This is a genomic window from Pseudomonas sp. NFACC43 (assembly GCF_900119645.1).
In the GTDB taxonomy this organism is placed as follows: Bacteria; Pseudomonadota; Gammaproteobacteria; order Pseudomonadales; family Pseudomonadaceae; genus Aquipseudomonas.
This window is the reverse complement of the sequence record NZ_FPKK01000016.1, coordinates 64,300-88,455: the sequence shown is the minus strand read 5'-3', so window position 1 is coordinate 88,455 and position 24,156 is coordinate 64,300. Positions and strand designations below refer to the sequence as shown.

The window sequence follows — 24,156 nt, the reverse complement described above, 5'->3', positions numbered from 1 at the left end:
CAGATGCCTATGGTGAGCAAGCTTGTCTGCTCACCATAGGCATGAAGGGTTTCAGTCGTTCGGGGCCTGCTCGGCCAACGCCACCGCGCGGAACATCGCCCGACGCTTGTTCAGCGTTTCTTCCCATTCCAGCGCCGGTACCGAATCGGCAACGATACCTCCTCCGGCCTGTACATGCAGTTCGCCGTTCTTGATGACTGCCGTGCGAATGGCAATGGCAGTGTCCATGTTGCCGTTCCAGGCGAAATAGCCGACGGCTCCGCCGTACACCCCCCGCTTGACCGGCTCCAGCTCATCGATGATTTCCATCGCCCGAATCTTCGGCGCGCCCGACAAGGTGCCTGCGGGCAGGATCGCTCGCAGGGCATCCATTGCCGTCAACCCGGCCTTCAACTGCCCCGTGACGTTGGACACGATGTGCATGACGTTGGAATAGCGCTCGATCACCATTTTCTCGGTGAGCCTCACCGAACCGACTTCCGAGACCCGCCCGGTGTCGTTACGCCCCAGGTCGATCAGCATCAGGTGCTCGGCGATCTCCTTGGCGTCCGACAGCAGGTCCTCTTCCAGGGTGCGGTCAGCCTCTTCCGTGGCACCACGAGGACGCGTGCCGGCAATCGGTCGAACCGTGATCAGGTTGTCCTCGACCCGCACCAATACTTCCGGCGAACTGCCCACGACATGGAAATCGCCAAAATTGAAGAAGTACATGTAGGGCGTCGGATTGAAGCAACGCAGGGCTCTATACAGATCGATAGGCGCTGCCTTGAAGTCGATGGACATTCGTTGCGACGGCACCACCTGCATGCAGTCGCCAGCCAGGATGTATTCCTTGATGGTATCGACCGCTTTTTCATAATCGTCCTGGGTAAAGCTGGAGCGGAATACCGGGTCGGCCGCGGCCTGCTTGCTGAAGTCCAGGCCAGGGCGTGGCGTGATCGGCTGGCGAAGTTTTTCCAACAACGCCTGCAAGCTTTGCAGGCCTTGCTCGTAGGCATCTTCCTGGGCCGGGTCGGCCAGCACGATAGCGTGCATTTTACCTGCGAGGTTATCGAAGACCACTACCGCATCGGACACCATCAGCAGGATGTCCGGCACGCCCAATGGATCCGGGTTCGGGCAGGTGCCCAAGCGCTTTTCCACGTAACGCACGCAGTCGTAGCCAAAGTACCCCACCAGGCCACCGTTGAAACGCGGCAGCCCTGGGATGGTGGGTACGTTGTAACGGGCCTTGAAGGTTTCGACGAAGGCCAGCGGGTCCTCGACTTCGAGGCTTTCGATCTCGATGCCGTCATGGGTCACGCTGATGCGATGGTCGTGCACCCGCAGCACTGTGCGGCATGGCAGGCCGATGATGGAATAACGGCCCCACTTCTCCCCGCCCTGTACCGATTCGAGCAGGTAGGAATTGGGCTGGTCGGCCAGCTTGAGGTAGATCGACAGCGGCGTGTCGAAGTCAGCCAGGGTTTCGCAGGCAAGGGGAATGCGGTTATAGCCGGCAGCAGCCAGGCGCAGGAATTCTTCGCGAATCATGAGGGTGCCTCGTGGCAAGAGGAGCTGGAAGTCAGGTATGCAAACACGCCGGATAACCGGCCAGGATCACGTCAGGCGCGCCAACGCCAACGGGCCAGGGCCTTCATGACTTTCATCCAGAGTTTGCGAGTGACCACCACGATGGCGTTCCCAGAAGAGGATTGAACAGCGTCGGGCAACGTTATCTCAGCGGCCGGGTCCAGGCAACCGGGAATTAGCAGTCGCAAATCGTCGATCACCAGGGCGGGGAACTCTTCGGAGATGGGCCGTCCATGATTGTAGCCATAGCTCAGCGCCACGCATTTGACCCCCGCCGCTTTCGCTGCCAGCACATCGCTGCGCGAATCACCGACGAAGAGCGATTGGGAAGCCGGGATATTGGCCATCTTCATGACGAAAAACAGCGCGGCCGGATCAGGCTTTTTCTGCGGCAGCGTATCGCCGCCAATGATCCAGCGGAAATAGCGGCCGATCTTCATCTGATCCAGTAACGGCGCAACGAAGCGTTCCGGCTTGTTGGTAATCAGCGCCATTTCGACGCCCTGCTTTTGCAGCCACTTGAGAGTGGAGCGCACGCCGGGATAGACCACCGTCAATTCGTGGTTCCCCTCGTAGGCTTCATTGAACAGCTCCAGCGCCTGCTCAGCCTCGGCGTCATCGACACCCTGGGCGTCGATGTGATTGGCCAGGGCCCGGCGCACCAGCATGGGGGCGCCATTACCGACCCACTGGCGCACGGCGTCGATACCGGCTGGCGCGCGCCCCAGTTTGAGCAGCATATGGTCCACGGCTGCCGCCAGGTCTGGAACCGAGTCGACCAGCGTGCCATCGAGGTCGAACATCACCAGACGCGGCAAGCTGCCGGGAAACAACTGCTCGAAGCCGCTCATGGGCGTGCCAGGGCCAGTTCGGCACGCATCTTTTCAATCACCTCTTTGTAGTCCGGCGCATTGAAGATCGCCGATCCTGCGACAAAGGTGTCGGCACCGGCCGCGGCGATTTCGCGGATGTTGCCCACATTCACGCCGCCATCGATTTCCAGGCGGATGTCACGGCCCGAGGCATCGATCAGTGCGCGGGCTTCGCGCAGCTTGTCGAGGGTGGCCGGGATGAACTTCTGCCCGCCGAAGCCTGGGTTGACGCTCATGAGCAGGATCATGTCGACCTTGTCCATCACGTATTTGAGCACGTCCAGGGGCGTGGCCGGGTTGAACACCAGGCCGGCCTTGCAGCCACCTTCACGGATCAACTGCAAGGAGCGGTCGATATGCAGGGTGGCTTCAGGGTGGAAAGTGATGTAGGTAGCGCCGGCCTCGATGAAGTCGCCCACGATGCGATCCACCGGGCTGACCATCAGGTGCGCGTCGATGGGCGCGGTGATGCCGTACTTGCGCAGCGCCGAACAGACCATCGGACCGATGGTCAGGTTAGGCACATAGTGGTTATCCATGACATCGAAGTGAACGATGTCGGCCCCGGCGGCCAGCACGTTGTCCACTTCCTCGCCCAGGCGGGCGAAGTCGGCAGAAAGAATCGACGGAGCAATAGCGAAGGGCTGCATGACGCACCTGTTTTGAGCGAAACCACGATGGCGCGCATTGTATACCTCAAGATTTGGCGCGCCCACCGTGGCCGACGATCAATACGCCGCCAGGTAGATCTTCTCGATATCGGCGGCGCTCAACCTGCGCGGGTTGTTTCGCATCAGCCGCTCGATGCCCGCGGCCTCCGCCGCCATCGAGGGGATCACATCCTCGGTCACGCCCAATCCGCTGAGTCCCTGGGGGATCTCCACGGCGGCGCACAAGGCGATCATCGCCTCCACGGCTTCGTCGGCAGCTTCGAGATCGCTCAGGTGTTCGGTCCTGATGCCCATGGCCTGGGCGATGTCCCGCATCCGCTCGACGCAGGCCACCTTGTTCCATGCCATGACATACGGCAGCAGCAAGGCATTGGCGACGCCATGGGACACATGGAAACGGCCGCCCAAGGGATAGGCCAGCGCATGCACCGCTCCGACCCCGGCATTGCCGAACGCCATGCCGGCCATCAGGCTGGCGGTAGCCATGTCTTCACGGGCTTGCAGGTGGGAAGGATGACAGAAGGCCTTGGGCAACGCCCGGGTGATCAGCTTGATAGCTCCGATGGCCAGGGCATCGGTGATCGGCGAGGCGTTGAGGGACAGATACGACTCGATGGCGTGGACCAGCGCATCGACACCACTGGAAGCGGTCACGCTGCGCGGGCACGTGAGGGTCATCTGCGGGCTGACCAGCGCCACGTCCGGCAGCAGATAGTCGCTGACGATCCCTTTCTTCAATTGCGCGGCCTTGTCGGAGAGGATCGCCACGTTGGTGACTTCCGAACCGGTACCGGCCGTGGTGGGGATGGCGATCATGGGCGGGCCTTTGCGCGGTACCTGGTCGACGCCGAACATGTCCTCCAGTTCGCCGTGATAACCGGCATAGACTCCCACGCACTTGGCGATGTCGATGGCGCTGCCGCCGCCCAGCCCGATCAAGCCGTCATGGCCGCCGTCGCGATAGGCCTGCATGCAGTCTTTGACAATGGCGATTTCCGGGTCCGGCAGCACCCGATCGAAAATCTCGTAGTCCCGCCCGCCCAGATGCTGCAGCGCCAGCTCCACGGTACCGGACTTGACCAGTGCGGCGTCGGTGACGATCAACGGGTTGTCGACATCCAGCCGTGTCAGCTCGGCCGCCAGTTGCTCGATGGCAGCGGCACCGGTGATCAGTTTGTGGGCGATCTTGAATGAGGAAAGACTCATGTGCGCGGCCTCTTGTTCGAATGTGGGCTGGCACAAGGATAGCTCGGTATTGAGGGTTGTCTGCCATTCAGCTCATGAATACGCCTCGGGTCGCTGTGGGAGCGAGCTTGCTCGCGATAGCGCACTGACATTCAGCATCGATATTGAATGTTCCACCGCTATCGCGAGCAAGCTCGCTCCCACATTTAAACAACGCTGACCTTCAGACCTGGGTCGTGCGCAGCTTCTCGCTACGCCCGCGCAGCCATTCCAGGGTCAGCAGCAGGATCACCGAGAAGGCAATCAGCAGCGTCGCCGCCGCGGCAATGGTAGGGCTGAGGTTTTCGCGGATGCCGCTGAACATCTGCCGCGGCAGTGTCGCTTGCTCGGGGCCGGCCAGGAACAGGGTCACCACCACTTCATCGAACGACGTCGCGAAAGCGAACAGCGCACCGGAGATAACGCCTGGGGCGATCAACGGCAGCGTCACCCGACGAAACGCCGTCAAAGGCGAAGCCCCAAGACTGGCTGCCGCCCGCACCAGGTTATGGTTGAACCCCTGCAAGGTCGCCGAGACGGTAATGATGACGAACGGTACGCCCAGCACCGCGTGAACCACGATCAGCGAGAAGAAACTGTTCCCCATCCCCAACGGTGCGAAAAACAGATAGCTGGCGACACCGATGATCACCACCGGCACCACCATGGGCGAAATCACCAGGGCCATTACCAGCGACTTGCCCGGGAAGTCCCCGCGGGTCAGGCCAATGGCTGCCAGCGTGCCGAAGACCATGGCCAGCAGTGTCGCGGCCGGCGCCACGATGATGCTGTTCTTCAGTGCCCGCATCCATTCGGCCGAGGCGAAGAAATCGTGGTACCACTGCAGCGAAAAGCCCTGCAACGGATACACCAGGAAACTGCCGGAGTTGAACGACAACGGAACGATCACCAGCACGGGCAGGATCAGGAACAGAAGGATCAGTCCGCAGAGCGTGCGCAAGCAGTAGAACCACACCCGTTCGACGGGGGACATGTAAGGACTCAGCATTTCGATCTCCCCTTAGCTCAGGCGCAGGCGACTGGCGCCCACCAGCCAGCTGTAAATCAGATAAAGCACGATGGTCGCCAGCAACAGCAGCCCACCGAGCGCCGTGGCCATGCCCCAGTTGATGCTGGTGTTGGTATAGAACGCAACGAAGTAGCTGACCATCTGGTCGTTCGGGCTGCCCAGCAACGCCGGGGTGATGTAGTAGCCGATGGCGAGGATGAACACCAGCAGGCAACCAGCACCGACACCGGCATAGGTCTGCGGGAAATACACCCGCCAGAAACTGGCGAACGGATGGCAGCCCAGGGAAATCGCCGCCCGCATGTAGGTTGGCGAGATGCCTTTCATCACGCTGTAGATGGGCAGGATCATGAACGGCAGCAGGATGTGGACCATGGAGATGTAGACACCGGTGCGGTTGAACACCAGCTCCAGGGGCTTATCGATAATGCCCATGGCCAGCAGGGCACTGTTGATCAGGCCACCCGATTGCAACAGCACGATCCACGCCGCCACTCGCACCAGGATCGAAGTCCAGAACGGCAGGAGCACGAGGATCATCAGCAGGTTGCTCTGGCGCGATGGCAGGTTCGCCAGCAGGTAAGCAAGGGGATAGGCCAGCACCAGGCAGATCGCAGTGATCACCAGGCCCATCCAGAACGTGCGGGCGAAGATATCGAGATAGATCGCCTGGTCGGGCGTGGCCGGCGCCAGTTCACCAAGGTCGTCGATGCGGTGATCGACGGCCGCCAGCAGATAATAAGGGGTCACTTCACTGGTGTTGCGGCGGATCACCTGCCAGTACGCCGGATCGCCCCAGCGCTCGTCGAGGTTTTCCAACGCCTCTTTATAAGAAGCCGGCTCCGTGGCGAACGGCAACGCCCGGGCGGTCTTGGTCAGCAGGCTGCGATAGCCGGCCAGTTCCATGTTCAGGCGCTTGGACAAATCGCCCAGGGTCTGATTCTTGCGGGCTTCGGCCAGGTCTTCACTGGCGGCCTTGTACACCGGTTCTCCAGGCAGACCACGTCCATCCCACGCCGCGACCGCAGCCACGGTACGCGGCATGGCGCCCACCACCTCCGGGTTGCTGACGCTTTTGAACAACAGCGCCACGATCGGTACCAGGAACACCAGGAGCAGAAACAGAACCAGCGGCGCGATCAAGGCCTGGGCCTTCCAGCGATTGACCCGCTCGGCGTGCTTGAGCCGCTGCTTCAAGGTGGGACTGGTGCCTGCGTTCAGTGGAACGGCGATGGCCATGGCGTACTCCGCAAATCTTCTTGATCGTTACAGGGGCGACGGACCGCCTCTGTTCTGTTGAAACACCCGGTTGGAGCAAGAACCTGCGGGAGTGAGCTCGCTCGCGATGGCTACAGCACATTCAACATCAATGTGTCTGACAAAACGCTATCGCGAGCAAGCACGATCCCACATGGATCTCATTCAGCCTCAGACAGTCGGGTTACTTGGCCGCCCAGGAGTTGAAACGCTGCTCCAGTTGCTCGCCGTTATCAGCCCAGAAGCTGACATCGATCTGCACCTGGTTGGCGATGTTTTCCGGGGTGGTCGGCATGTCTTTCAGGACATCCTTGGCCAGCAACGGTACGGCCTGGGTATTGGCAGGGCCGTAGGCGATGTTTTCGGAGTAAGTCTTCTGCTGCTGCGGTGCCACCGAGAACGCGATGAACTTCTTCGCCGCTTCAGCCCGAGCCTTGTCCAGGCCACGCGGGATGGCCCAGGCGTCGAAGTCATAGATGCCGCCGTTCCACACCACTTTCAGGTTGCTTTCTTTCTGTACCGCAGCGATCCGGCCGTTGTAGGCCGAGCTCATGACCACGTCACCGGAGGCCAGGTATTGCGGCGGCTGGGCGCCGGCTTCCCACCACTGGATGTTCGGCTTGAGTTCGTCGAGCTTCTTGAACGCCCGATCCTGGCCATCTTTGCCGGCCAGCACCTTGTAGACGTCCTTGGGCGCTACACCGTCGGCCATCAAAGCGAATTCCAGGGTGTATTTGGCGCCCTTGCGCAGACCGCGCTTGCCCGGGAACTGCTTGGTATCCCAGAAATCCGCCCAGCTGGTTGGCGCGGTTTTCAGCTTGTCGGCGTTGTAGGCCAGTACCGTCGACCAGACAAAGAAACCTACGCCGCAAGGCTGGATGGCGCCCTTGACGTAATCTTCGGCCTTGCCGAACAGCGCCGGGTCCAGTTGCTCGAACATGTCTTCGTCGCAACCACGGGACAGCTCTGGAGACTCGACTTCCACCAGGTCCCACGAGACGCTCTTGGTATCGACCATGGCCTTGACCTTGGCCATCTCGCCGTTGTATTCGCCAGCCACGATCTTGCCGTTGCCAGCCGCTTCCCACGGTGCGTAAAAGGCTTTGACCTGAGCCGCCTTGTTCGCCCCGCCAAAAGACACCACGGTCAGGTCCGGGCCCGCCGCCATCGCGTTTGCCGCACCCATCATGCCCAGAGTCAGGGCGGTGAACTTCAGGGATCTCAACATTTATTGTTCTCTCCACGTGCAGGGTTGGTGTTGGTAAAGCAGGGGGCGATCAATTCGCCTCTAGAAGAGGATCGAGCGCACGTACGTGCTCGACCTGCCAGCCAAGCGGAACCACGTCTCCAACCGCCAGCTCGGGATCGAGCTCGGCGATCGGTTGCTTCACGAAGAAGTCGTTCTTGCCGCAGACCTCCAGGCGAACCCGGACGTGGTCGCCCAGATAGATGAATTCCGCCACCCTCCCTGAGAAGCGGTTGACACATTGTTCGCTTGCGCCGTTGAGGCTCACTCGCTCCGGGCGAATCGACAGGGTCACCGGTTCGCCGGGCTTGCCGACATTCACCGCCAGCGCCTCGACCTTCTCCCCGCGCCCCAGCTCTACCAGGCAACGATCGCCGGTCTGGCTGTGCAAGCGGCCACTGAGGCGGTTGTTTTCGCCGATGAAGTTGGCGACAAAGGTATTTTTCGGTTCTTCATAAAGGGTGCGCGGTGGCGCGATCTGCTGGATCTCGCCCTGGTGGAATACCGCCACGCGGTCGGACATGGTCAAGGCCTCGCCCTGGTCATGGGTCACGTAGACCACAGTCACGCCCAGACGCTGGTGCAGATGCTTGATTTCCATCTGCATGTGCTCACGCAATTGCTTGTCCAGCGCACCGAGGGGTTCGTCCATCAGCACCAGCTGCGGCTCGAACACCAGGGCCCGGGCCAAGGCCACCCGCTGCTGCTGGCCACCGGACAATTGCGCCGGGTAACGCTGGGCGAACGTATCCAGCTGGACCATGCTCAAGACCCGCTTGACCCGATCGCTCACGTCGCTTTTGTTCAAGCCACGCACGGTCAACGGGAACGCCAGGTTCTCGGCGACGGTCATGTGGGGGAACAGCGCATAGTTCTGGAACACCATGCCGATGTCGCGCTTATGGGGCGGCACATTGTTGATGGCGCGCCCGGCCAGCTGGATCTCGCCGGCGGTCGGTGTTTCGAACCCGGCGAGCATCATCAGGCTGGTGGTCTTGCCCGAGCCGGACGGTCCGAGCAGGGTCAGGAACTCGCCTTTGCGAATGTCCAGGTTGAGATCCTTGACGATCAGGTTCTCGCCATCGTAGCTCTTCTGCACACCACGAAAGCTGACCAGTACATCACTGGTCCCCGCGCTTGAATCGACCTGGCTCATACCCGCACCTTTTGTATTGATGACTGCTTGTAAATCAAGCCTAGTGGAGCCTCGATCCCACGCAAATCGGGGCGCAGGAGAGAATCGCCTCAGCCGGATGGAAGAGTCGGGGTAGGGATCGCCCTACAAGGATGGCGGGATTGGATAAGGGCAGCGGCACGTTTCAAGCGGCGAGCGGCAGGCAGGGGCAAAAAGCGCTGTTGGGGTGTGTCGCAAATGGATATGCCGAGGAAAAAACCTGTGGGAGCGAGCTTGATCGCGATAGGGAAGTGTCAGCCGACATCAGTCCTGAATGTGCCGCCGTCATCGCGAGCAAGCTCCCACAGAGGACGTGCTGAAGCTCAGAGCAACTTGTGCTCCATCGCATACTTCACCAGCTCGGCCAATGAAGTGACGTTGAGCTTCTGCATCAATCGCGCCTTGTGGGTACTGATGGTCTTGCTGCTCAGGGCCAGTTGCTGGGCGATGTCGTTGACGTTGGCCCCCTGGGCCAGGCGCTCGAACACCGAGAATTCCCGTTCGGACAGCAGCGAGTGCAGCGGCCGGGTGTTGGTCAGGCCGACTTCGAAAACCATGCGGTCGGCCAGATCCGGGTCGATGTAGCGCCCGCCCGCCGCCACCTTGCGAATCGCCATGAGCAGCAAGGCCGGGTCGCTGTCCTTGGTGGCGTAGCCGGCAGCCCCGATCTTCAGGGCCCGGGCGGCCATTTGCGCCTCGTCGTGCATCGACAGGACCAGGATGGCCGGCGGATTGTTCAACGCGCGAATCCGCGGAATCGCCTCCAGGCCGTTGACCCCAGGCATGGAGATGTCCAGCAGTACCACCTCACAGGGCACATGCCGCAAGGTCTCGAGCAACTGCTCGCCGTTGCTCGCCTCTCCGGCCACCACCAGGTCCTTTGCCAGGCCGATCAATTGCTTGATGCCTTCACGGACAATGGTGTGGTCTTCGGCTACCAGTACACGGATCACGTTCTTCTCCAGATTCAGGATTCACCGCCAGTAGGCTCGCTCCCGCGAGGTCATGCGTACATCTCGTCGATTCGGGAGCGAGCCGGCTCACAAAAGGCCTGCCAGGCCGAAACCATCAAGTTTCATTCAACGGCACTCGCACCGACAGGGTCGTCCCCTCCCCCGGCTCACTCTCCAGGGATAACCGCCCCCCCATGATCAACACCCGCTCCCGCATGCCAACCAGGCCAAAGGAGGTCGTTCGTCCGGCAGTGACAATGAATCCTACACCGTCATCGCTGATGGTCAGGCACAATTCATCGCCTTCCCGAGCCAGGGTCAGTTCCACGGTATGCGCCTGGGCATGGCGCATCACGTTGGTCAGCGCTTCCTGGAGAATCCGGAACAGTCCGATGGCCTTGGCATCGCTCAGGGGCGGCAGGTTGTCCGGCACCTGCACCAGGCAAGGGATCTGGGTTCGCGCTTCGAAGCGCCGCGCCTGCCATTCGATGGCAGAGGCAATGCCGGCGTCTAGAATGGGCGGACGCAGCGCCGTCGCCACATCCCGCACCAGCTGGAACAACTGGGCAATCAGGCGCTTCATGCTGTTGAGGCGCTCCTGCAGGCCGGGGTCGAGCTGCGCATAGGCCAGCTCGCACATGGACGTCTCGAGCTTCAATACCGTCAGCATCTGGCCCAGTTCATCGTGGACTTCACGGGCGATCCGGGCCTTCTCCTCCTCCCGCACACTTTCCAGGTGCGCCGACAATTCGCGCAGTTGCTCCCGGGAACTGGCCAGCTCCAACTCGATGCGCTTGCTTTCGGTGATGTCCCAGACGATGCCGTCCCAGACATAGGCGCCGTCCTCGAGACGACGGGTGATGGCCTTGATCTCGGCCCAGCGCTCACGGCCTTCGCGGGTCAGGATACGGCCCTGCCACGACCAGTCACTGTCACTGTCCAGGGCCTGGTCCTGGGTGCGGTGATAATCGGCCTTGTCCTGCGGGTGCACCAGGCTGCGCAAGCCGGTGTCACTGCGCGCAAGGGTCGCGGGGGAGTAACCCACCAGGCTTTCGCTGCCTTCACTGATGTAGGCGAAATCGATCTGCCCGGTCACGGGCGCTCGCTCCAGGCGAAAGACCAGGCCCGGCACGTTGGCGGCGATACCTTGCAGGCGTGCTTCGCTTTCACGCAACGCCGCCAGCGCACGCCGGCGCTCGGTGACGTCGGTGAGGTAGACCACCAGGTACTCGGCGTCGCGAAAGCGCAGGAAGCTCAAGGAAACGTCCGCCGGCAGGATACTGCCATCGGCCCGCACGCATTCGGTTTCGAAACTCTGCGCCCCCTCCTCGCTGGACCTGGCGCGTTTCCACAGATTGAGCCAGCGGTCCATATGCAGGCCCGGCTCGAAATCGATCAAGGGCCGGTCGATGATCGCCCCTGGCGCATAGCCGAGCATGGTTTCAGCCGCGCGGTTGGCATAACGCACGTGGCTGTCCCAGTTGACCCAGAGGATGCCCACCGTGCTTTGGTCGATGGAAAACTGTGTCAGGCGCAAGGCTTCTTCGCTGGCGGCACGCTGGGCGATGTCTTCGCGCGCGCTACGCAGGCGGCGTTCCAGTTGCCGTTGTTGGCGACGCTGCCAGAACACGATGGCCACACTGCTCAGCAACATGACCAGCATCAACAGCGTCAGGTTCTGCCAGAAACCCGGGGTCTCGGTCAGGCGTGGATACTTGGGCTTGAGCCAGCGACTGTGCAACTGCTCCAGGTCCCTGGCCGGAATGGCCTGCAGCACGTTGTCGACGATGCCGGCCAGTTGCGGCCAATCCCGGCGCGTGGCGACCCGTAGCAGTTGCGGCAGGCCGATATCCCCCACCACCACCAGCCCGGCGAATTCCGGCTCCACCATCAACCGCCCCAGCTCGGCCTCGTCGACCACTGCGTAACGGGCCTGCTGGCTCAACAGCAGCTGCAAGGCCTGGCGCTCCATCGGCACGCCTTGCAGATTCAGCATCGGGTAGTTGCCACGAAGATAGTCAGCCGTGGCACTGGGCATGCGTACGGCGACCCGGGCCTGGGCATCTAGCTTTTCCAGCTCCACCCCTTCGGCTCCCTTCTGTTCGCCAACGATCAGTTGCGGCACGCGCATGTAGGGGTCGGAAAACTGCCAGAGCCTGAGCCCACCGGGCGTCTGGGTCAGGCCCGGGGCAATATCCACCTGGCCGTCGCGCACTGCCGCCTCCAGTTGCGCCAGGTCCTGGAAGTTTCGCCAGGTCAGTTCGACGTTCATCGCCTTGCCCAGCCACTGCATCAGCTCGACGTTGGTCCCGGACAGACGCTGCAGGCGCCGGTCGTACTGCGCATAGGGCGCCTGCAGCACCAGCCCGACACGCAACTGCGGATGTTGCGCCAGCCATTGACGCTGTTCCTGGGTCAATTGCGCGCCATGCGTCGATGGCGCGGGCGCAGCCCACGCCATCAAGGGGAGCCACAAACAGCCGATAACCCACAGGCAGCAAAAACGCATCATTGAAATCTCATGCACTGACAAATACTGACCAACCCATTAGGCTGCCGGAAATACTTCTGGTCATGGAATCTCCAATGTCCTTTGTTTACCGCCTGGCATTGCCAGCATTGTGCCTGTCGCTGATCCTGCCGAGTGCGTTTTCTGCACAGGCTGACGAAACGGCGCCCGCCGCAGCGGATCAACCCGCCGGGGAAAAACCCCTCGAACGCCAACCGTTGCTGGAGCGTAGCCAGGAAGAAGCGGCGGCTCTTGGACGAAAAGTCCCACCACAGGAACAGCAGCAGCTTCAAACCGGCAACGACACCTTCCTGGCTCTCTGGAAACCAGCCAACACCAGCGAACCCAAGGGTGCAGTCATCATAGTCCCCGGCGCTGGCGAAACAGCTGACTGGCCTCAAGTCATTGGCCCTTTGCGCAAGAAATTGCCGGATGTCGAATGGAGCAGCCTGAGTATCACGCTGCCAGACTTGCAAAGCGATGTCATCGCACCACGGGCGGTGGAAACACCAGCCGAGACCAAACCAGCCGATACGGCCGCCGCCGCACCGGACGCCGCCACGGCGGCCCCGATCGAACAGGTGGCGGGTGGCGAGGCGGACGCTGTCGACCCGGTCATGACCGATACGGGCGACGAGCACGACAAGGTCGACGCCGAACGCATCTTCGCCCGCATCGATGCGGCGCTGGCCTATGCCGAGCAGCAGAGCGCTCGCAGTATCGTGCTACTGGGCCACGGCACCGGAGCTTATTGGGCAGCGCGCTACCTCAGCGAAAAACAGCCTTCGCAGATAGAACGTTTCGTGATGGTTGCCGCGCAGACGCCGGTGACCGCCAAACCCGGGCTGGCCGAACTGACGCCGACGCTGAAACTGGCCACAGCCGACTTCTTCTATCTGGACAAGCCCTTGGACCGCAACGCGGCGCTGGAACGCTTGCAGGCGAGCAAACGCTTGAAAGGCTCGACGTTCAGTCAGGTGTCTCTCAAGGCCTTGCCCAATGCATCGGCACAGCAAGAGCAGCTGTTTCGTCGCGTTCGGGGTTGGCTCAATCCACAGAATCCCGACTGAGCCCCGTCAGGGAGCCTAGCGGAAGTCCCGTCGCTCCCTGATCAGCCGATAGGCGTTATGCAGGTCTCGGGTCTTGTCGGTGGCTTCGCGCACCTGCAAGGGCGTCCCACCGCTGCCGGCAATCTTGTCTGGATGATGTCGGCTCAGCAGACGACGGTAAGCCCGCTTGATCTGGGACGGCTCGCTGGTGGGCGAAACCCCCAGCAGGCGCAACGCTTCCTGGTAGCTCACGCCACTGCCGGGCAAGGCTGGTTTCTGCGGTTCGTAATCAACCGCCAGTGCCTGGACCTGTTGCGGTGTCCAACCCAGCCATTTGCCCCATTGAACCAGCAACTCGCGCTCGCTCGTCCCTGCGCGACCGTCAGCCCAGACCATTCGCCAGCAGGCTCGCAGCACGCCTTCAGCCGCATGGGGCTGGGCAGCGAGGCGACGCAGGTAGCCACGCAGACGGTCGTTCCCGGACTTGCCTCGATTGAACGCGGCGATGGCTCGGCGCTGGGCCGATTCGCTCAAGTCCAGCGCACGCATTTCCTGGCGCGCCTGCTGAATATGGCCATCGACCACTCGGCCATCAATCTTCGCCAGACGCCCCAGCAGGACAAACAACAGTTCATCGTTGCGTAACGCCGGACGCCCGCCCAGGCGCTCGCGCAACTGCGCCCAGCCGTGCAGGTTCAGACGCCTGTCCAGCGCCTGCCCCAGCAATGCCCCCAGCATGGCCCCCGGAATGCTGGCTATGGCAAAGCCCGCTCCGGCTCCGATCAGAGTCCCTGGCCACCACATATCAACGGCTCGCTTCTATCAAGGTTTCGACTTGCGCCAAACGTTCATGAGTTCCGACATCGACCCACTGCCCTTGCAGGCGCTCGCCGCTGACCTGCCCCAGGGCCATGGCCTGCCGGAACAGCGGGGCGAGCTTGAACGCGCCATCCGAGCACCCCTTGAACAGCAAGGGATGCAGGACAGCAATGCCGCTATAAGTCAGTTTGTCGGCAGCCGCGCCGTCATCGTGAATCTTTCCGTGGAGCAGGACAAAATCACCACCCGGATGATGCTCGGGGTTGTCCACCAGCACCAGATGCGCCAAGCCTTGAAGCGGCCGGCGCAAGGCGCTGAAATCGAAATCGGTCCATATATCGCCATTGACCACCACGAACGGCTCGTCCCCCAGCAGCGGTAACGCCCGGAAGATGCCACCACCGGTCTCCAGCGGCTCACCCTCTGGCGAATAACGAATCCGCACGCCAAAACGCGAACCGTCGCCCAGGTGGTCCTCGATCTGCTGACCGAGCCAGGCGTGATTGATCACGATGTCGGTGAAGCCGGCGCTGGCCAGCGCCCGCAGATGGTATTCGATCAAGGGGACACCGCCGACACGAACCAACGGTTTGGGGGTGGTCAGGGTCAGCGGGCGCATGCGTTCCCCCTTGCCCGCCGCCAGGATCATCGCCTTCATGCCATCGCCCCGGCCGGTTGTCGCAGGCTCGAAAGCAGTTCACCCAACGGCGCCAGTTCGGGTCGGCGGGCGACCACTGCATCTATATAGGCAAAGAAGCGCGGCACATCGCCCAGGTAGCGAGGCTTGCCGTCGCGATGGCAGATGCGAGCAAAGATCCCGATGACCTTCAGATGGCGCTGAACCCCCATCAGGTCGCTGGCCCGCAGGAAATCCTCGATATCCGGCTGGACCGCAATGCCAAGTGCCGCAGCCTGGCGCCAGTAGTCTTCCAGCCAACCGCGCACGCGCTCCTCGGGCCAGCTCAGGAACGCATCCTTGAACAGGCAGGTCACGTCGTAGGTCACCGGACCGTAGACCGCATCCTGGAAGTCCAGCACGCCCGGGTTCGGTTCGCTGAGCATCAGGTTGCGTGGCATATAGTCGCGGTGTACCAACACTTTCGGCTGGGCCAGGGCGCTGTCGATCAGCAGCTCGCTGGCCTGCTGCCAGAGCTGCTGCTGTGCCGGATCGAACTCGATCCCCAGTTCACGCTTGACGTACCACTCGGGGAACAACTCGAGTTCGCGACGCAGCAGTGCAACGTCGTAGGAGGGCAGTGGCGCCACCATCGGCAATTGCTGAAAAGCCAGCAGGGCTTGCAGGGCGTCACGGAATAAATCGTCGGCATTTTCGCCATCGATCACGTCCAGATAGGTCCGGTTGCCCAGGTCATTGAGCAAAAGAAAGCCTCGCGCGAGGTCTTCGGCATAAATTTTCGGCACGTTGATTCCGGATTTCGCCAGCAAAAACGCAATGTCCACGAAGGGTTTGCAGTTTTCCTGGGGGGGCGGCGCATCCATCACGATCAGGCTGCGGCCCTCGCCTTCCCAGCGGAAATAGCGACGGAAACTCGCGTCGCTGCTGGCCGCGGTCAATGTGGCCGGGGGCACGGTGCCCCAACCCTGTGCGGCAAAAAGGATCGGGAGTTGCTCATCGAGCCAAACTTTCAGGTGTTGCAGGCGTACATCTTGGTCGGGCATTGCAAGGGTCTCCGACGGCGCTAGCCGTCAAGCGGGTCATGCTTTATTATCCAGCATCTTTTTCAGACCATCGAGAGGCGTGCGGCCCACACCGCGGGCAGATGGCACGCAGGAAGCCCGGACTAATAAGATGGCATTGAAATCCCCCGCGTTTCGTAAAAAATTCCCGTTGCTGGTTACCGGCAGTCTGCTGGCCCTGCAACCCCTGGCCTCTTCATTCGTCGTCGCGGCGCAGCAGTATGACTGCTCCGTCTCCGCAACGGGTGCCTGGGACTGTTCGCCCAAGACGCCGGCCGCAGCCTTGCCGCCACGTCCAGTGCACGACGGCAGTGCGGTTTCCGACAGCAGCGAAGCCCCGGCCGGGAGCACCTCGGTCGAAGAAGCCGGCGACAAGCCGATGCTGGTCACCGAGGCCAAGGGCCGCGGCCTGAAGTCCCGCAGTGAAGACTACAGCCACCTGGACTGGGTTCCACGGGAGAACCTCACACCTGCGCAACTGGCCGAAACCGGTCCTTACTGCTCGGGCGCCTATATCGAGCCGACGCGTCCCGGCATGGACGACAAGACGGCCAAGAGCGATGCCCCGACCTTCCTCGGTGCCAAGGCTTCCCGCTACGAGCAGGAACAACAGGTGGCGACCCTGGCCGGCGACGTGGTCATGCGCCAGGGCAGCATGCAGGTCGAGGCCGACGAAGCCAGCCTGTACCAGGCGGAGAACCGCGGTGAGCTGAGCGGTAACGTGCGGGTTCGCGACAACGGCGCGCTGATCGTCGGCGACCACGCCGATGTCCAGCTGGACACCGGCGAAGCCAAGGTCGACAACGCCGAATACGTGATGCACAAGTCGCGTATCCGCGGTAACGCCCTGTACGCCAAGCGCGCCGAAAACGCGATCATCCGTCTCAAGGACGGTACGTACACAACCTGTGAACCGAACAGCAACGCCTGGACGCTGAAGGGCAACAACATCACCCTGAACCCGGCGACCGGCTTCGGTACCGCGACCAACGTAACGCTGCGGGTCAAGGACTTCCCGGTCCTGTACACCCCCTACATCTATTTCCCGATCGACGACCGACGCCAGTCCGGCTTCCTGCCACCCACCATCGGCAGCGGCAGCGATACTGGCTTCCTGTTGGTCACTCCGTACTACTTCAACCTGGCGCCGAACTACGATGCCACGTTGTACCCGCGCTACATGAGCAAGCGTGGCCTGTTGATGGAAGGCGAATTCCGTTACCTGACCAAGTCCAGCGAAGGTCAGTTCGGTGCCGCGTACCTCAACGATGAAGAAGACGAGCGCGCCAAGCAGTCCGATTACAGCAAGACCCGCTACATGTACAACTGGCAGCACAAGGGCGGCCTCGATTCGCGCGTGCTGACGGAAGTCGACTACACCAAGATCAGCGATCCGTATTACTTCCAGGATCTGCAGACCGACCAGATCGGTGTCGAATCCCGGGACTACGTGAATCAGCAGGGTGCGGTCAGCTACCGTGGGGATAACTTCACGGCGCGGCTGAATGCCCAGGCTTATCAAATGGCGACGATTTCGAAGATCACACCATATAGCCGCCTGCCTCAGATCACTTTCAACGGCTCCCTGCCGCAACATCCGTATGGGCTGAACTTCGCTTACGAGACGGAACTGGTGCGCTTCGATCGTGACTTGAGGGATGGCCTATACCGCGACGAAGAAGGCTTCACCACGCCATGGCTGGATACCAATATCAGTGGGCTGGCCCGGGCAAATGGCAACCGCATGAATCTCGCACCGGTCGTAAGCCTGCCCATGGGAGCGAGCTACGGCTACATCAAGCCAGCGCTCAAGTTCCAATACACCCAGTACGACCTTGATCTGGACAGCACCGGAAGGTCTGTCGTGGGGAATGGATACGACAGCACGCCAAACCGTGCTGTTCCAATCGCCAGCATCGACAGCGGCTTGTACTTCGACCGGGACACCCAATGGTTTGGCTCCGACTATCGCCAGACATTGGAGCCTCGCCTGTTTTACCTCTATGTACCGGAAAAAGATCAGGACGGCATTCCTGTTTTCGATACCAGCGAATCCACCTTCAGCTACTCCTCGCTGTTCCGGGACAACCGTTTTACCGGCTCTGACCGAGTCGGTGACGAGAACAAGCTGTCCCTGGGCGTGACCAGCCGCTGGATCGAAGAAAACGGTTTCGAGCGCCAGCGTGTCAGCGTTGGCCAAGCGTTCTACTTCAAGGACCGCAAGGTTCAGTTGCCGGGCATTGATTTCGAGACCCGCGAAGACGCCAAGTCGGACGTATCCCCGTATGCGCTGGAATACGAATACCGCTGGAACCGCGACTGGCGCACCACCGCCACCTACAACTGGGACCCGGACACCCACAGCCCGCGCTCGGGTAGTGCGATGTTCCACTACCAGCCGGAAGACAACCCGAACAAGGTCATCAACGCCGGTTATCGTTATCGCAACGACCAGGTCCGTTACGACGAGGCCACCGGTCAGTGGCAAGTGGGGGGTGGCGACTACGGTACGCCGGGCACACCTGGCTACGTGAAGGACTACTACAAGATCAAGCAGCACGACTTCTCCGTCATCTGGCCTGTCGTGCCGCAATGGAACCTCATCAGCCGCTGGCAATATGACTACAACCGCAACCGTACCCTGGAAGCCTTCGGTGGTTTCGAATACGACAATTGCTGCTGGAAACTGCGCCTGATCAACCGTTACTGGGTCGACTATGAAGAATTCAGTCAAGCCGCCCCGGAAAACGAAAAAGGCGACCACGGCGTCTTCCTACAAATTGTCCTGAAGGGACTCGGCGGCCTCACCGGCGCCAAGGTAGAGAGCTTCCTCGACAAAGGCATCCAAGGTTATCGTGAACGTGAAGACCAAGCTTTCTGATTGTCTGCGCCCGCTGATGCTGGGCGCGCTGTTCCTGGGTACCGCGGCCAACGCCGCGGTACAGTCCATCGATAAAGTGGTGGCCATTGTCGATAACGATGTGGTCATGCAGAGCCAGCTGGACCAGCGCGTCCATGAAGTGCAGCAAACCATCGCCAAGCGCGGCGGCGGCCTGCCGCCACCGGGCGTGCTGGACCAGCAGGTGCTCGAGCGCCTGATCGTCGAGAACCTGCAACTGCAGATCGGCGAACGCTCTGGCATTCGCATCACCGATGAAGAGCTGAACCAGGCAGTCGGCACCATTGCCCAGCGCAACAACATGACCATCGACCAGTTCCGTGCGGCCCTGGCTCGTGACGGCCTTTCCTACGAGGATGCCCGGGACCAGATCCGTCGCGAGATGATCATCAGCCGCGTACGTCAGCGCCGGGTGGCCGAACGTATCCAGGTTTCGGAGCAGGAAGTGAAGAACTTCCTCGCTTCCGACCTGGGCAAGATGCAGCTCTCCGAAGAGCTGCACCTGGCCAATATTCTGATTCCCACACCTGAAAGCGCCAACTCCGAGGCGATCCAGAGCGCCTATCGCCAGGCCATGGATGTCTACCAGCAGCTCAAGCAAGGAGCAGACTTCGGCCAGATGGCCGTCGCCCGCTCCGGTAGCGAAAACGCCCTGGAAGGTGGTGACATGGGCTGGCGCAAGGCCGCTCAACTGCCACCGCCGTTCGACCGCGAACTGAGCGCCATGGCCGTGGGCGATATCACCCAGCCTGCTCGCACCCCTGGTGGCTTCATCATCCTGAAGCTGCTGGAGAAACGCGGCGGCGGCACCCAAGTCCGCGACGAAGTGCACGTTCGCCACATCCTGATCAAGCCAAGTGAAATCCGCAGCGAAGCCGAGACCCAGCGCCTGGCCGAGAAGCTCTACGACCGCATCGAAGCGGGCGAGGACTTCGCCGAACTGGCGAAGAGCTTTTCGGAAGACCCGGGTTCCGCCCTCAACGGTGGCGATCTGAACTGGGTCGATCCAAACGCACTGGTGCCGGAGTTCCGCCAGGTCATGGCCGAAACGCCGCAAGGCCAGCTGTCCAAGCCATTCAAGAGCCCTTATGGCTGGCATGTGCTGGAAGTCCTTGGCCGTCGCGCCACCGACAGCACTACCCAGGCTCGCGAACAGCAGGCGATGACGGTATTGCGTAACCGCAAATACGACGAAGAACTGCAGACCTGGCTACGTCAGATCCGCGATGAAGCCTACGTCGAGATCAAACTTCCTGGTGCAGACCAGGCAGCGCAGTGAAACCCAAGCGTTTCGCGCTGACGCCCGGCGAGCCTGCCGGCATCGGTCCCGACCTGTGCCTGCTGCTCGCTGCGCATCCCCAGCCTCATCCGCTGATTGCCATTACCAGCCGCGACCTGCTCCTCGAACGGGCCGCGCAGCTAGGCGTGGCCATCAAGCTGCTCGAGGTCCTGCCGAACGCCTGGCCGGACACGCCAGCACCGGCTGGCAGCCTGTATGTCTGGGATACGCCGTTGGGCGCCCCGGTCGTCACCGGGCAACTGGACAAGGCCAACGCCGGGTTCGTCCTGCAGACCCTGACCCGCGCCGCCCAAGGCTGCCTGGACGGAACGTTTGCCGGCATGATCACCGCACCTGTGCACAAGGGCGTGATCAACGAATCAGGTATCGCCTTTTCCGGACACACCGAGTTCCTCGCTGACCTGACCCATACTCCACAGGTGGTGATGATGCTCGCCACCCGTGGCCTGCGCGTCGCCCTGGTGACCACGCACCTGCCCCTGCGGGACGTGGCCGACGCCATCACCCCGGAACGCCTGGAGCGTGTCACAAGAATCCTCCATGCAGACCTGCAAGAGAAATTCGGTATCGCTCATCCTCGCATCCTGGTGTGCGGACTCAACCCCCATGCCGGTGAAGGCGGGCATCTGGGCCGTGAAGAAATCGATATCATCGAACCCACATTGGAGCGCTTGCGCAGCGAAGGCATTGACCTGCATGGCCCGCTGCCCGCCGACACTCTGTTTACCCCCAAATATCTGGAGCACTGCGATGCGGTGCTGGCGATGTACCACGATCAGGGGCTGCCCGTGCTGAAGTACAAGGGCTTCGGCGCTGCGGTCAACGTGACCCTGGGCCTGCCGATCATCCGCACCTCCGTGGACCACGGTACAGCCCTGGACCTGGCCGGCAGCGGCCGGATCGACACCGGCAGCCTGCAAGTCGCACTGGAAACCGCCTACCAGATGGCCGAGACCCATTTATGACCGAGCAATACCAACACCGCGCGCGCAAGCGCTTCGGCCAGAACTTCCTGCATGACGCCGGCGTGATCGATCGCATCCTGCGCTCCATCAATGCCAAGCCCGACGACCGCATGCTGGAAATCGGCCCAGGCCAGGGCGCCTTGACCGAAGGCCTGCTTGGCAGCGGCGCGCAGCTGGACGTGGTGGAACTGGACAAGGACCTGGTTCCGATTCTCAACCAGCAATTTGCCGGCAAGAGCAATTTCAACCTGCACCAGGGCGACGCGCTGAAGTTCGACTTCAATAGCCTCAACGCCGCGCCGAACAGCCTGCGTGTCGTGGGGAACCTGCCGTACAACATCTCCACACCCTTGATTTTCCACCTGCTGAACAATGCCGGCCTGATCCGCGACATGCACTTCATGCTGCAGAAAGAAGTGGTCGAACGCCTTGCCGCCGGTCCTGGCGGCGGTGATTGGGGTCGCCTGTCGATCATGGTCCAGTACCATTGCCGGGTCGAACACCTGTTCAACGTCGGCCCCGGGGCCTTCAATCCGCCACCGAAAGTCGATTCGGCCATTGTCCGCCTGGTTCCTCACGCGGTCCTGCCGCATCCGGCCAAGGATCATCGCCTGCTCGAGCGCGTGGTACGCGAAGCCTTCAACCAGCGCCGCAAGACGCTGCGCAACACCCTGAAGCTATTGCTCGGCAGCGCCGATATCGAAGCTGCCGGCGTCGACGGCAGCCTGCGCCCCGAACAGCTGGACCTGGCGGCGTTCGTGCGCCTGGCCGACAAGCTCAGCGAACAGGCCGCAGCGAAAGCCGACGCCAACTGACGGGCCAAGGACTTCATCGGGTGGATGCCCTCTGGTTTACCACCCGATATTTGGCCTAGACTGACTCCGTCAGCCGCGCCCGCGCCCCACCTTTCCCAGGGTTCACCCGGGATTCACCGAGTGGCGATAAGGCAAAACAGGCATGAGGCATGGAAGTCCCTTTCGACTTCGACGTCCCAAACGAGCATCCCGAGCCTGTTTTCAACGCAGCGTGAGCGGCGCGCAGGCATTTTCCATACGAAGCCCAAGGCCTTTTTGCATGTCCGATCCTCGTTACCAGGTCGACGTCAGCGTCACCACCCGTTTTCTCGCGGAACAATCGCAACCCGAGCACAACCGCTTCGCCTTCGCCTACAGCATTACGGTGCGCAACAATGGCTCGCTGCCAGCCCGGCTGCTATCCAGGCACTGGATCATTACCGACGGCGATGGACAAGTGGAAGAAGTGCGCGGCGAAGGCGTGGTGGGCCAGCAACCGCTGATCGACGCCGGTAAAACCCACAGCTATACCAGCGGCACCGTGATGACCACCAGGGTGGGCACCATGCAAGGCTCCTATCAGATGCTGGCCGAGGACGGCCAACGCTTCGACGCGATCATCAAGCCCTTCCGCCTGGCGGTGCCCGGAGCGCTGCACTGATGGCTACCTATGCGGTTGGCGATCTGCAAGGCTGCCTCGAACCGCTCAAGTGCCTGCTGGAGCGCGTGGCCTTCGACCCAGGGCGTGACACCCTCTGGCTGGTCGGGGACCTGGTCAACCGCGGCCCGCAATCACTGGAAACCTTGCGCTTTCTCCATGGCATTCGCCAGTCGCTGGTCTGCGTGCTGGGCAATCATGACCTGCACCTGCTGGCCGCCTGGCAGAACATCGAGCGCCTGAAAAAATCCGATACCCTGAAGGAAATTCTCGACGCCCCTGACTGCGTGGAACTGCTGGAGTGGCTGCGTCAGCAAAAACTCATGCACTACGACGAGCAGCGCAACCTGGCGCTGGTGCATGCCGGCATCCCGCCCCAGTGGTCCCTGCGCAAGGCACTCAAATGCGCGGGCGAAGTGGAACACGCGTTGCGCGACGACAACCTGTTCATCCCTTTCCTGGACGGTATGTACGGCAATGACCCGGTCAAGTGGAACAACGATCTCTCCGGCACCGCCCGCCTCCGGGTCATTACCAACTATTTCACCCGCATGCGCTTCTGCACACAAGACGGCAAGCTCGATCTCAAGAGCAAGGAAGGCATCGAGACCGCGCCGCCCGGCTACGCCCCCTGGTTCAAACACAAAGAGCGCAAGACCCGTAACCTTAAGATCATTTTCGGTCACTGGGCATCGCTCGAGGGACAATGCGACGAGCCAGGCGTGTTCGCCCTCGATACTGGTTGCGTGTGGGGCAGCGCAATGACCTTGATGAATATCGACACGGGCGAGCGACTGCGTTGCGATTGCGACGAGCGGGGCCACGCCAAATCCCATCATCCGGCCACGGCGCCATTGCCGGTCGGCACTGCCGTCTGAGCGGCGCCGCGTTCAAGGCCACAGGAGTCCTACATGACCGAATTCAAACGCATCCACCCAGAACAAGCCCAAGCCCTGCGCGAACAAGGTGCCGTCGTGGTCGACGTCCGCGATGCGGCGACCTTTGCCGCTCTCCATATCAAAGGCTCCCTGCACCTGGACAATCACTCACTGCATGACTTCATCACCCATGCCGATCTCGATGCGCCGCTCGTGGTGGTCTGCTATCACGGCAATTCCAGCCAGAGCGCAGCCGCCTATCTGGTCGGCCAGGGCTTCAGCGATGTCTACAGCCTGGACGGAGGTTTCGAGCTGTGGCGTACGATCTATCCTGCGGAAACGTCGCAAAGCACTTCCGAATAATTTTTTATGTTCGCTCAAGCCCGCGTAATCCGCGGGCTTGAGCGATGGCGGACGAACGGTCTGCCATAACTTATTACGCATTCATCCTGTGCCTCTCCGATTCCGAACTATTCTTAGCCTCAGGCCATCCAAAACAGGGGAGAGCCGGTACACCGGCGCGCGGGTCATCGGGAGTAAGCTTTCAGAAGCCTGCATTCTGGAAGCATTCTGGGGGGTAAACGGCAG

The 24,156-nt window shown here is 61.6% G+C and carries 21 protein-coding genes; 8 read left to right on the top strand and 13 right to left on the bottom strand.

Annotated features, from left to right (window positions below):
• Window positions 1-51 precede the first annotated feature (51 nt).
• From trpE to BT179_RS22755, 10 genes are all read right to left on the bottom strand, one after another.
• Window positions 52-1,533 carry an anthranilate synthase component I gene (trpE, locus tag BT179_RS22805; RefSeq protein ID WP_072431967.1) on the bottom strand — a complete coding sequence of 494 codons (1,482 nt, stop codon included), beginning with the start codon at window positions 1,531-1,533 and terminating at the stop codon, window positions 52-54.
• A 71-nt stretch (window positions 1,534-1,604) separates the two neighbouring features.
• Entirely contained in the window at window positions 1,605-2,423 is an 819-nt protein-coding gene (locus BT179_RS22800) for a phosphoglycolate phosphatase (RefSeq protein WP_072389653.1), read from the bottom strand.
• Complete coding sequence (gene rpe, locus BT179_RS22795; protein ID WP_053156412.1) at window positions 2,420-3,094, bottom strand: ribulose-phosphate 3-epimerase; 675 nt, start codon at window positions 3,092-3,094, stop codon at window positions 2,420-2,422. The genes BT179_RS22800 and rpe overlap by 4 nt, the downstream gene beginning before the upstream one ends.
• A gap of 78 nt (window positions 3,095-3,172) precedes the next feature.
• Window positions 3,173-4,321, bottom strand: a complete 1,149-nt coding sequence (locus tag BT179_RS22790) for an iron-containing alcohol dehydrogenase (protein ID WP_072431966.1) — start codon at window positions 4,319-4,321, stop codon at window positions 3,173-3,175.
• Window positions 4,322-4,523: 202 nt separating this feature from the next.
• The gene (locus BT179_RS22785; RefSeq protein WP_072389658.1) at window positions 4,524-5,348 is read right to left on the bottom strand and encodes an ABC transporter permease; all 825 of its coding nucleotides are present in this window, start codon (window positions 5,346-5,348) and stop codon (window positions 4,524-4,526) included.
• Window positions 5,349-5,360: 12 nt separating this feature from the next.
• A complete protein-coding gene (locus tag BT179_RS22780; RefSeq protein WP_072389660.1) occupies window positions 5,361-6,608 on the bottom strand; it encodes an ABC transporter permease in 1,248 nt (415 codons plus the stop codon).
• A 202-nt stretch (window positions 6,609-6,810) separates the two neighbouring features.
• Window positions 6,811-7,854 carry an ABC transporter substrate-binding protein gene (locus tag BT179_RS22775; RefSeq protein ID WP_072431965.1) on the bottom strand — a complete coding sequence of 348 codons (1,044 nt, stop codon included), beginning with the start codon at window positions 7,852-7,854 and terminating at the stop codon, window positions 6,811-6,813.
• A 49-nt stretch (window positions 7,855-7,903) separates the two neighbouring features.
• The gene (locus BT179_RS22770; protein ID WP_072389664.1) at window positions 7,904-9,028 is read right to left on the bottom strand and encodes an ABC transporter ATP-binding protein; all 1,125 of its coding nucleotides are present in this window, start codon (window positions 9,026-9,028) and stop codon (window positions 7,904-7,906) included.
• A gap of 341 nt (window positions 9,029-9,369) precedes the next feature.
• Entirely contained in the window at window positions 9,370-9,999 is a 630-nt protein-coding gene (locus BT179_RS22760) for a response regulator (protein ID WP_072389670.1), read from the bottom strand.
• Between the two features lie 115 nt (window positions 10,000-10,114).
• A complete protein-coding gene (locus BT179_RS22755) occupies window positions 10,115-12,511 on the bottom strand; it encodes a PAS domain-containing sensor histidine kinase (RefSeq protein WP_072431964.1) in 2,397 nt (798 codons plus the stop codon).
• A gap of 74 nt (window positions 12,512-12,585) precedes the next feature.
• Here BT179_RS22755 and BT179_RS22750 point away from each other — a divergent pair, with 74 nt between their 5' ends.
• Entirely contained in the window at window positions 12,586-13,578 is a 993-nt protein-coding gene (locus tag BT179_RS22750) for an alpha/beta hydrolase family protein (protein ID WP_072431963.1), read from the top strand.
• Between the two features lie 15 nt (window positions 13,579-13,593).
• On the opposite strand, the gene BT179_RS22745 is transcribed toward BT179_RS22750, so the two are convergent.
• From BT179_RS22745 to BT179_RS22735, 3 genes are read right to left on the bottom strand one after another with little or no spacing between them, the layout of a single operon-like run.
• Window positions 13,594-14,361 (bottom strand): TerB family tellurite resistance protein, encoded by a 768-nt coding sequence (locus BT179_RS22745; RefSeq protein WP_072389689.1) that lies wholly within the window; start codon window positions 14,359-14,361, stop codon window positions 13,594-13,596.
• 1 nt (window position 14,362) lies between these two features.
• Complete coding sequence (gene murU, locus BT179_RS22740; RefSeq protein ID WP_072389692.1) at window positions 14,363-15,034, bottom strand: N-acetylmuramate alpha-1-phosphate uridylyltransferase MurU; 672 nt, start codon at window positions 15,032-15,034, stop codon at window positions 14,363-14,365.
• The gene (locus BT179_RS22735; protein WP_072389695.1) at window positions 15,031-16,056 is read right to left on the bottom strand and encodes an aminoglycoside phosphotransferase family protein; all 1,026 of its coding nucleotides are present in this window, start codon (window positions 16,054-16,056) and stop codon (window positions 15,031-15,033) included. The genes murU and BT179_RS22735 overlap by 4 nt, the downstream gene beginning before the upstream one ends.
• Before the next feature lie 130 nt (window positions 16,057-16,186).
• On the opposite strand from BT179_RS22735, the gene BT179_RS22730 reads away from it, so the two are divergent.
• The 7 genes from BT179_RS22730 (at window position 16,187) to glpE (ending at window position 23,931) form a co-directional block, all read left to right on the top strand.
• Window positions 16,187-18,955 carry an LPS-assembly protein LptD gene (locus BT179_RS22730; protein ID WP_072431962.1) on the top strand — a complete coding sequence of 923 codons (2,769 nt, stop codon included), beginning with the start codon at window positions 16,187-16,189 and terminating at the stop codon, window positions 18,953-18,955.
• The gene (surA, locus tag BT179_RS22725; protein WP_143007929.1) at window positions 18,936-20,252 is read left to right on the top strand and encodes a peptidylprolyl isomerase SurA; all 1,317 of its coding nucleotides are present in this window, start codon (window positions 18,936-18,938) and stop codon (window positions 20,250-20,252) included. The genes BT179_RS22730 and surA overlap by 20 nt, the downstream gene beginning before the upstream one ends.
• Window positions 20,249-21,238 (top strand): 4-hydroxythreonine-4-phosphate dehydrogenase PdxA, encoded by a 990-nt coding sequence (gene pdxA / locus BT179_RS22720; protein ID WP_072389705.1) that lies wholly within the window; start codon window positions 20,249-20,251, stop codon window positions 21,236-21,238. The genes surA and pdxA overlap by 4 nt, the downstream gene beginning before the upstream one ends.
• The gene (rsmA, locus tag BT179_RS22715) at window positions 21,235-22,053 is read left to right on the top strand and encodes a 16S rRNA (adenine(1518)-N(6)/adenine(1519)-N(6))-dimethyltransferase RsmA (RefSeq protein ID WP_072389708.1); all 819 of its coding nucleotides are present in this window, start codon (window positions 21,235-21,237) and stop codon (window positions 22,051-22,053) included. Before pdxA ends, rsmA begins: the two co-directional genes overlap by 4 nt.
• A 259-nt stretch (window positions 22,054-22,312) precedes the next feature.
• Window positions 22,313-22,693 carry a Co2+/Mg2+ efflux protein ApaG gene (gene apaG / locus BT179_RS22710; RefSeq protein ID WP_072389711.1) on the top strand — a complete coding sequence of 127 codons (381 nt, stop codon included), beginning with the start codon at window positions 22,313-22,315 and terminating at the stop codon, window positions 22,691-22,693.
• A complete protein-coding gene (locus BT179_RS22705; RefSeq protein WP_072431960.1) occupies window positions 22,693-23,568 on the top strand; it encodes a symmetrical bis(5'-nucleosyl)-tetraphosphatase in 876 nt (291 codons plus the stop codon). The genes apaG and BT179_RS22705 overlap by 1 nt, the downstream gene beginning before the upstream one ends.
• 33 nt (window positions 23,569-23,601) lie before the next feature.
• The gene (gene glpE / locus BT179_RS22700; RefSeq protein WP_072431959.1) at window positions 23,602-23,931 is read left to right on the top strand and encodes a thiosulfate sulfurtransferase GlpE; all 330 of its coding nucleotides are present in this window, start codon (window positions 23,602-23,604) and stop codon (window positions 23,929-23,931) included.
• Window positions 23,932-24,156: the final 225 nt, after the last annotated feature.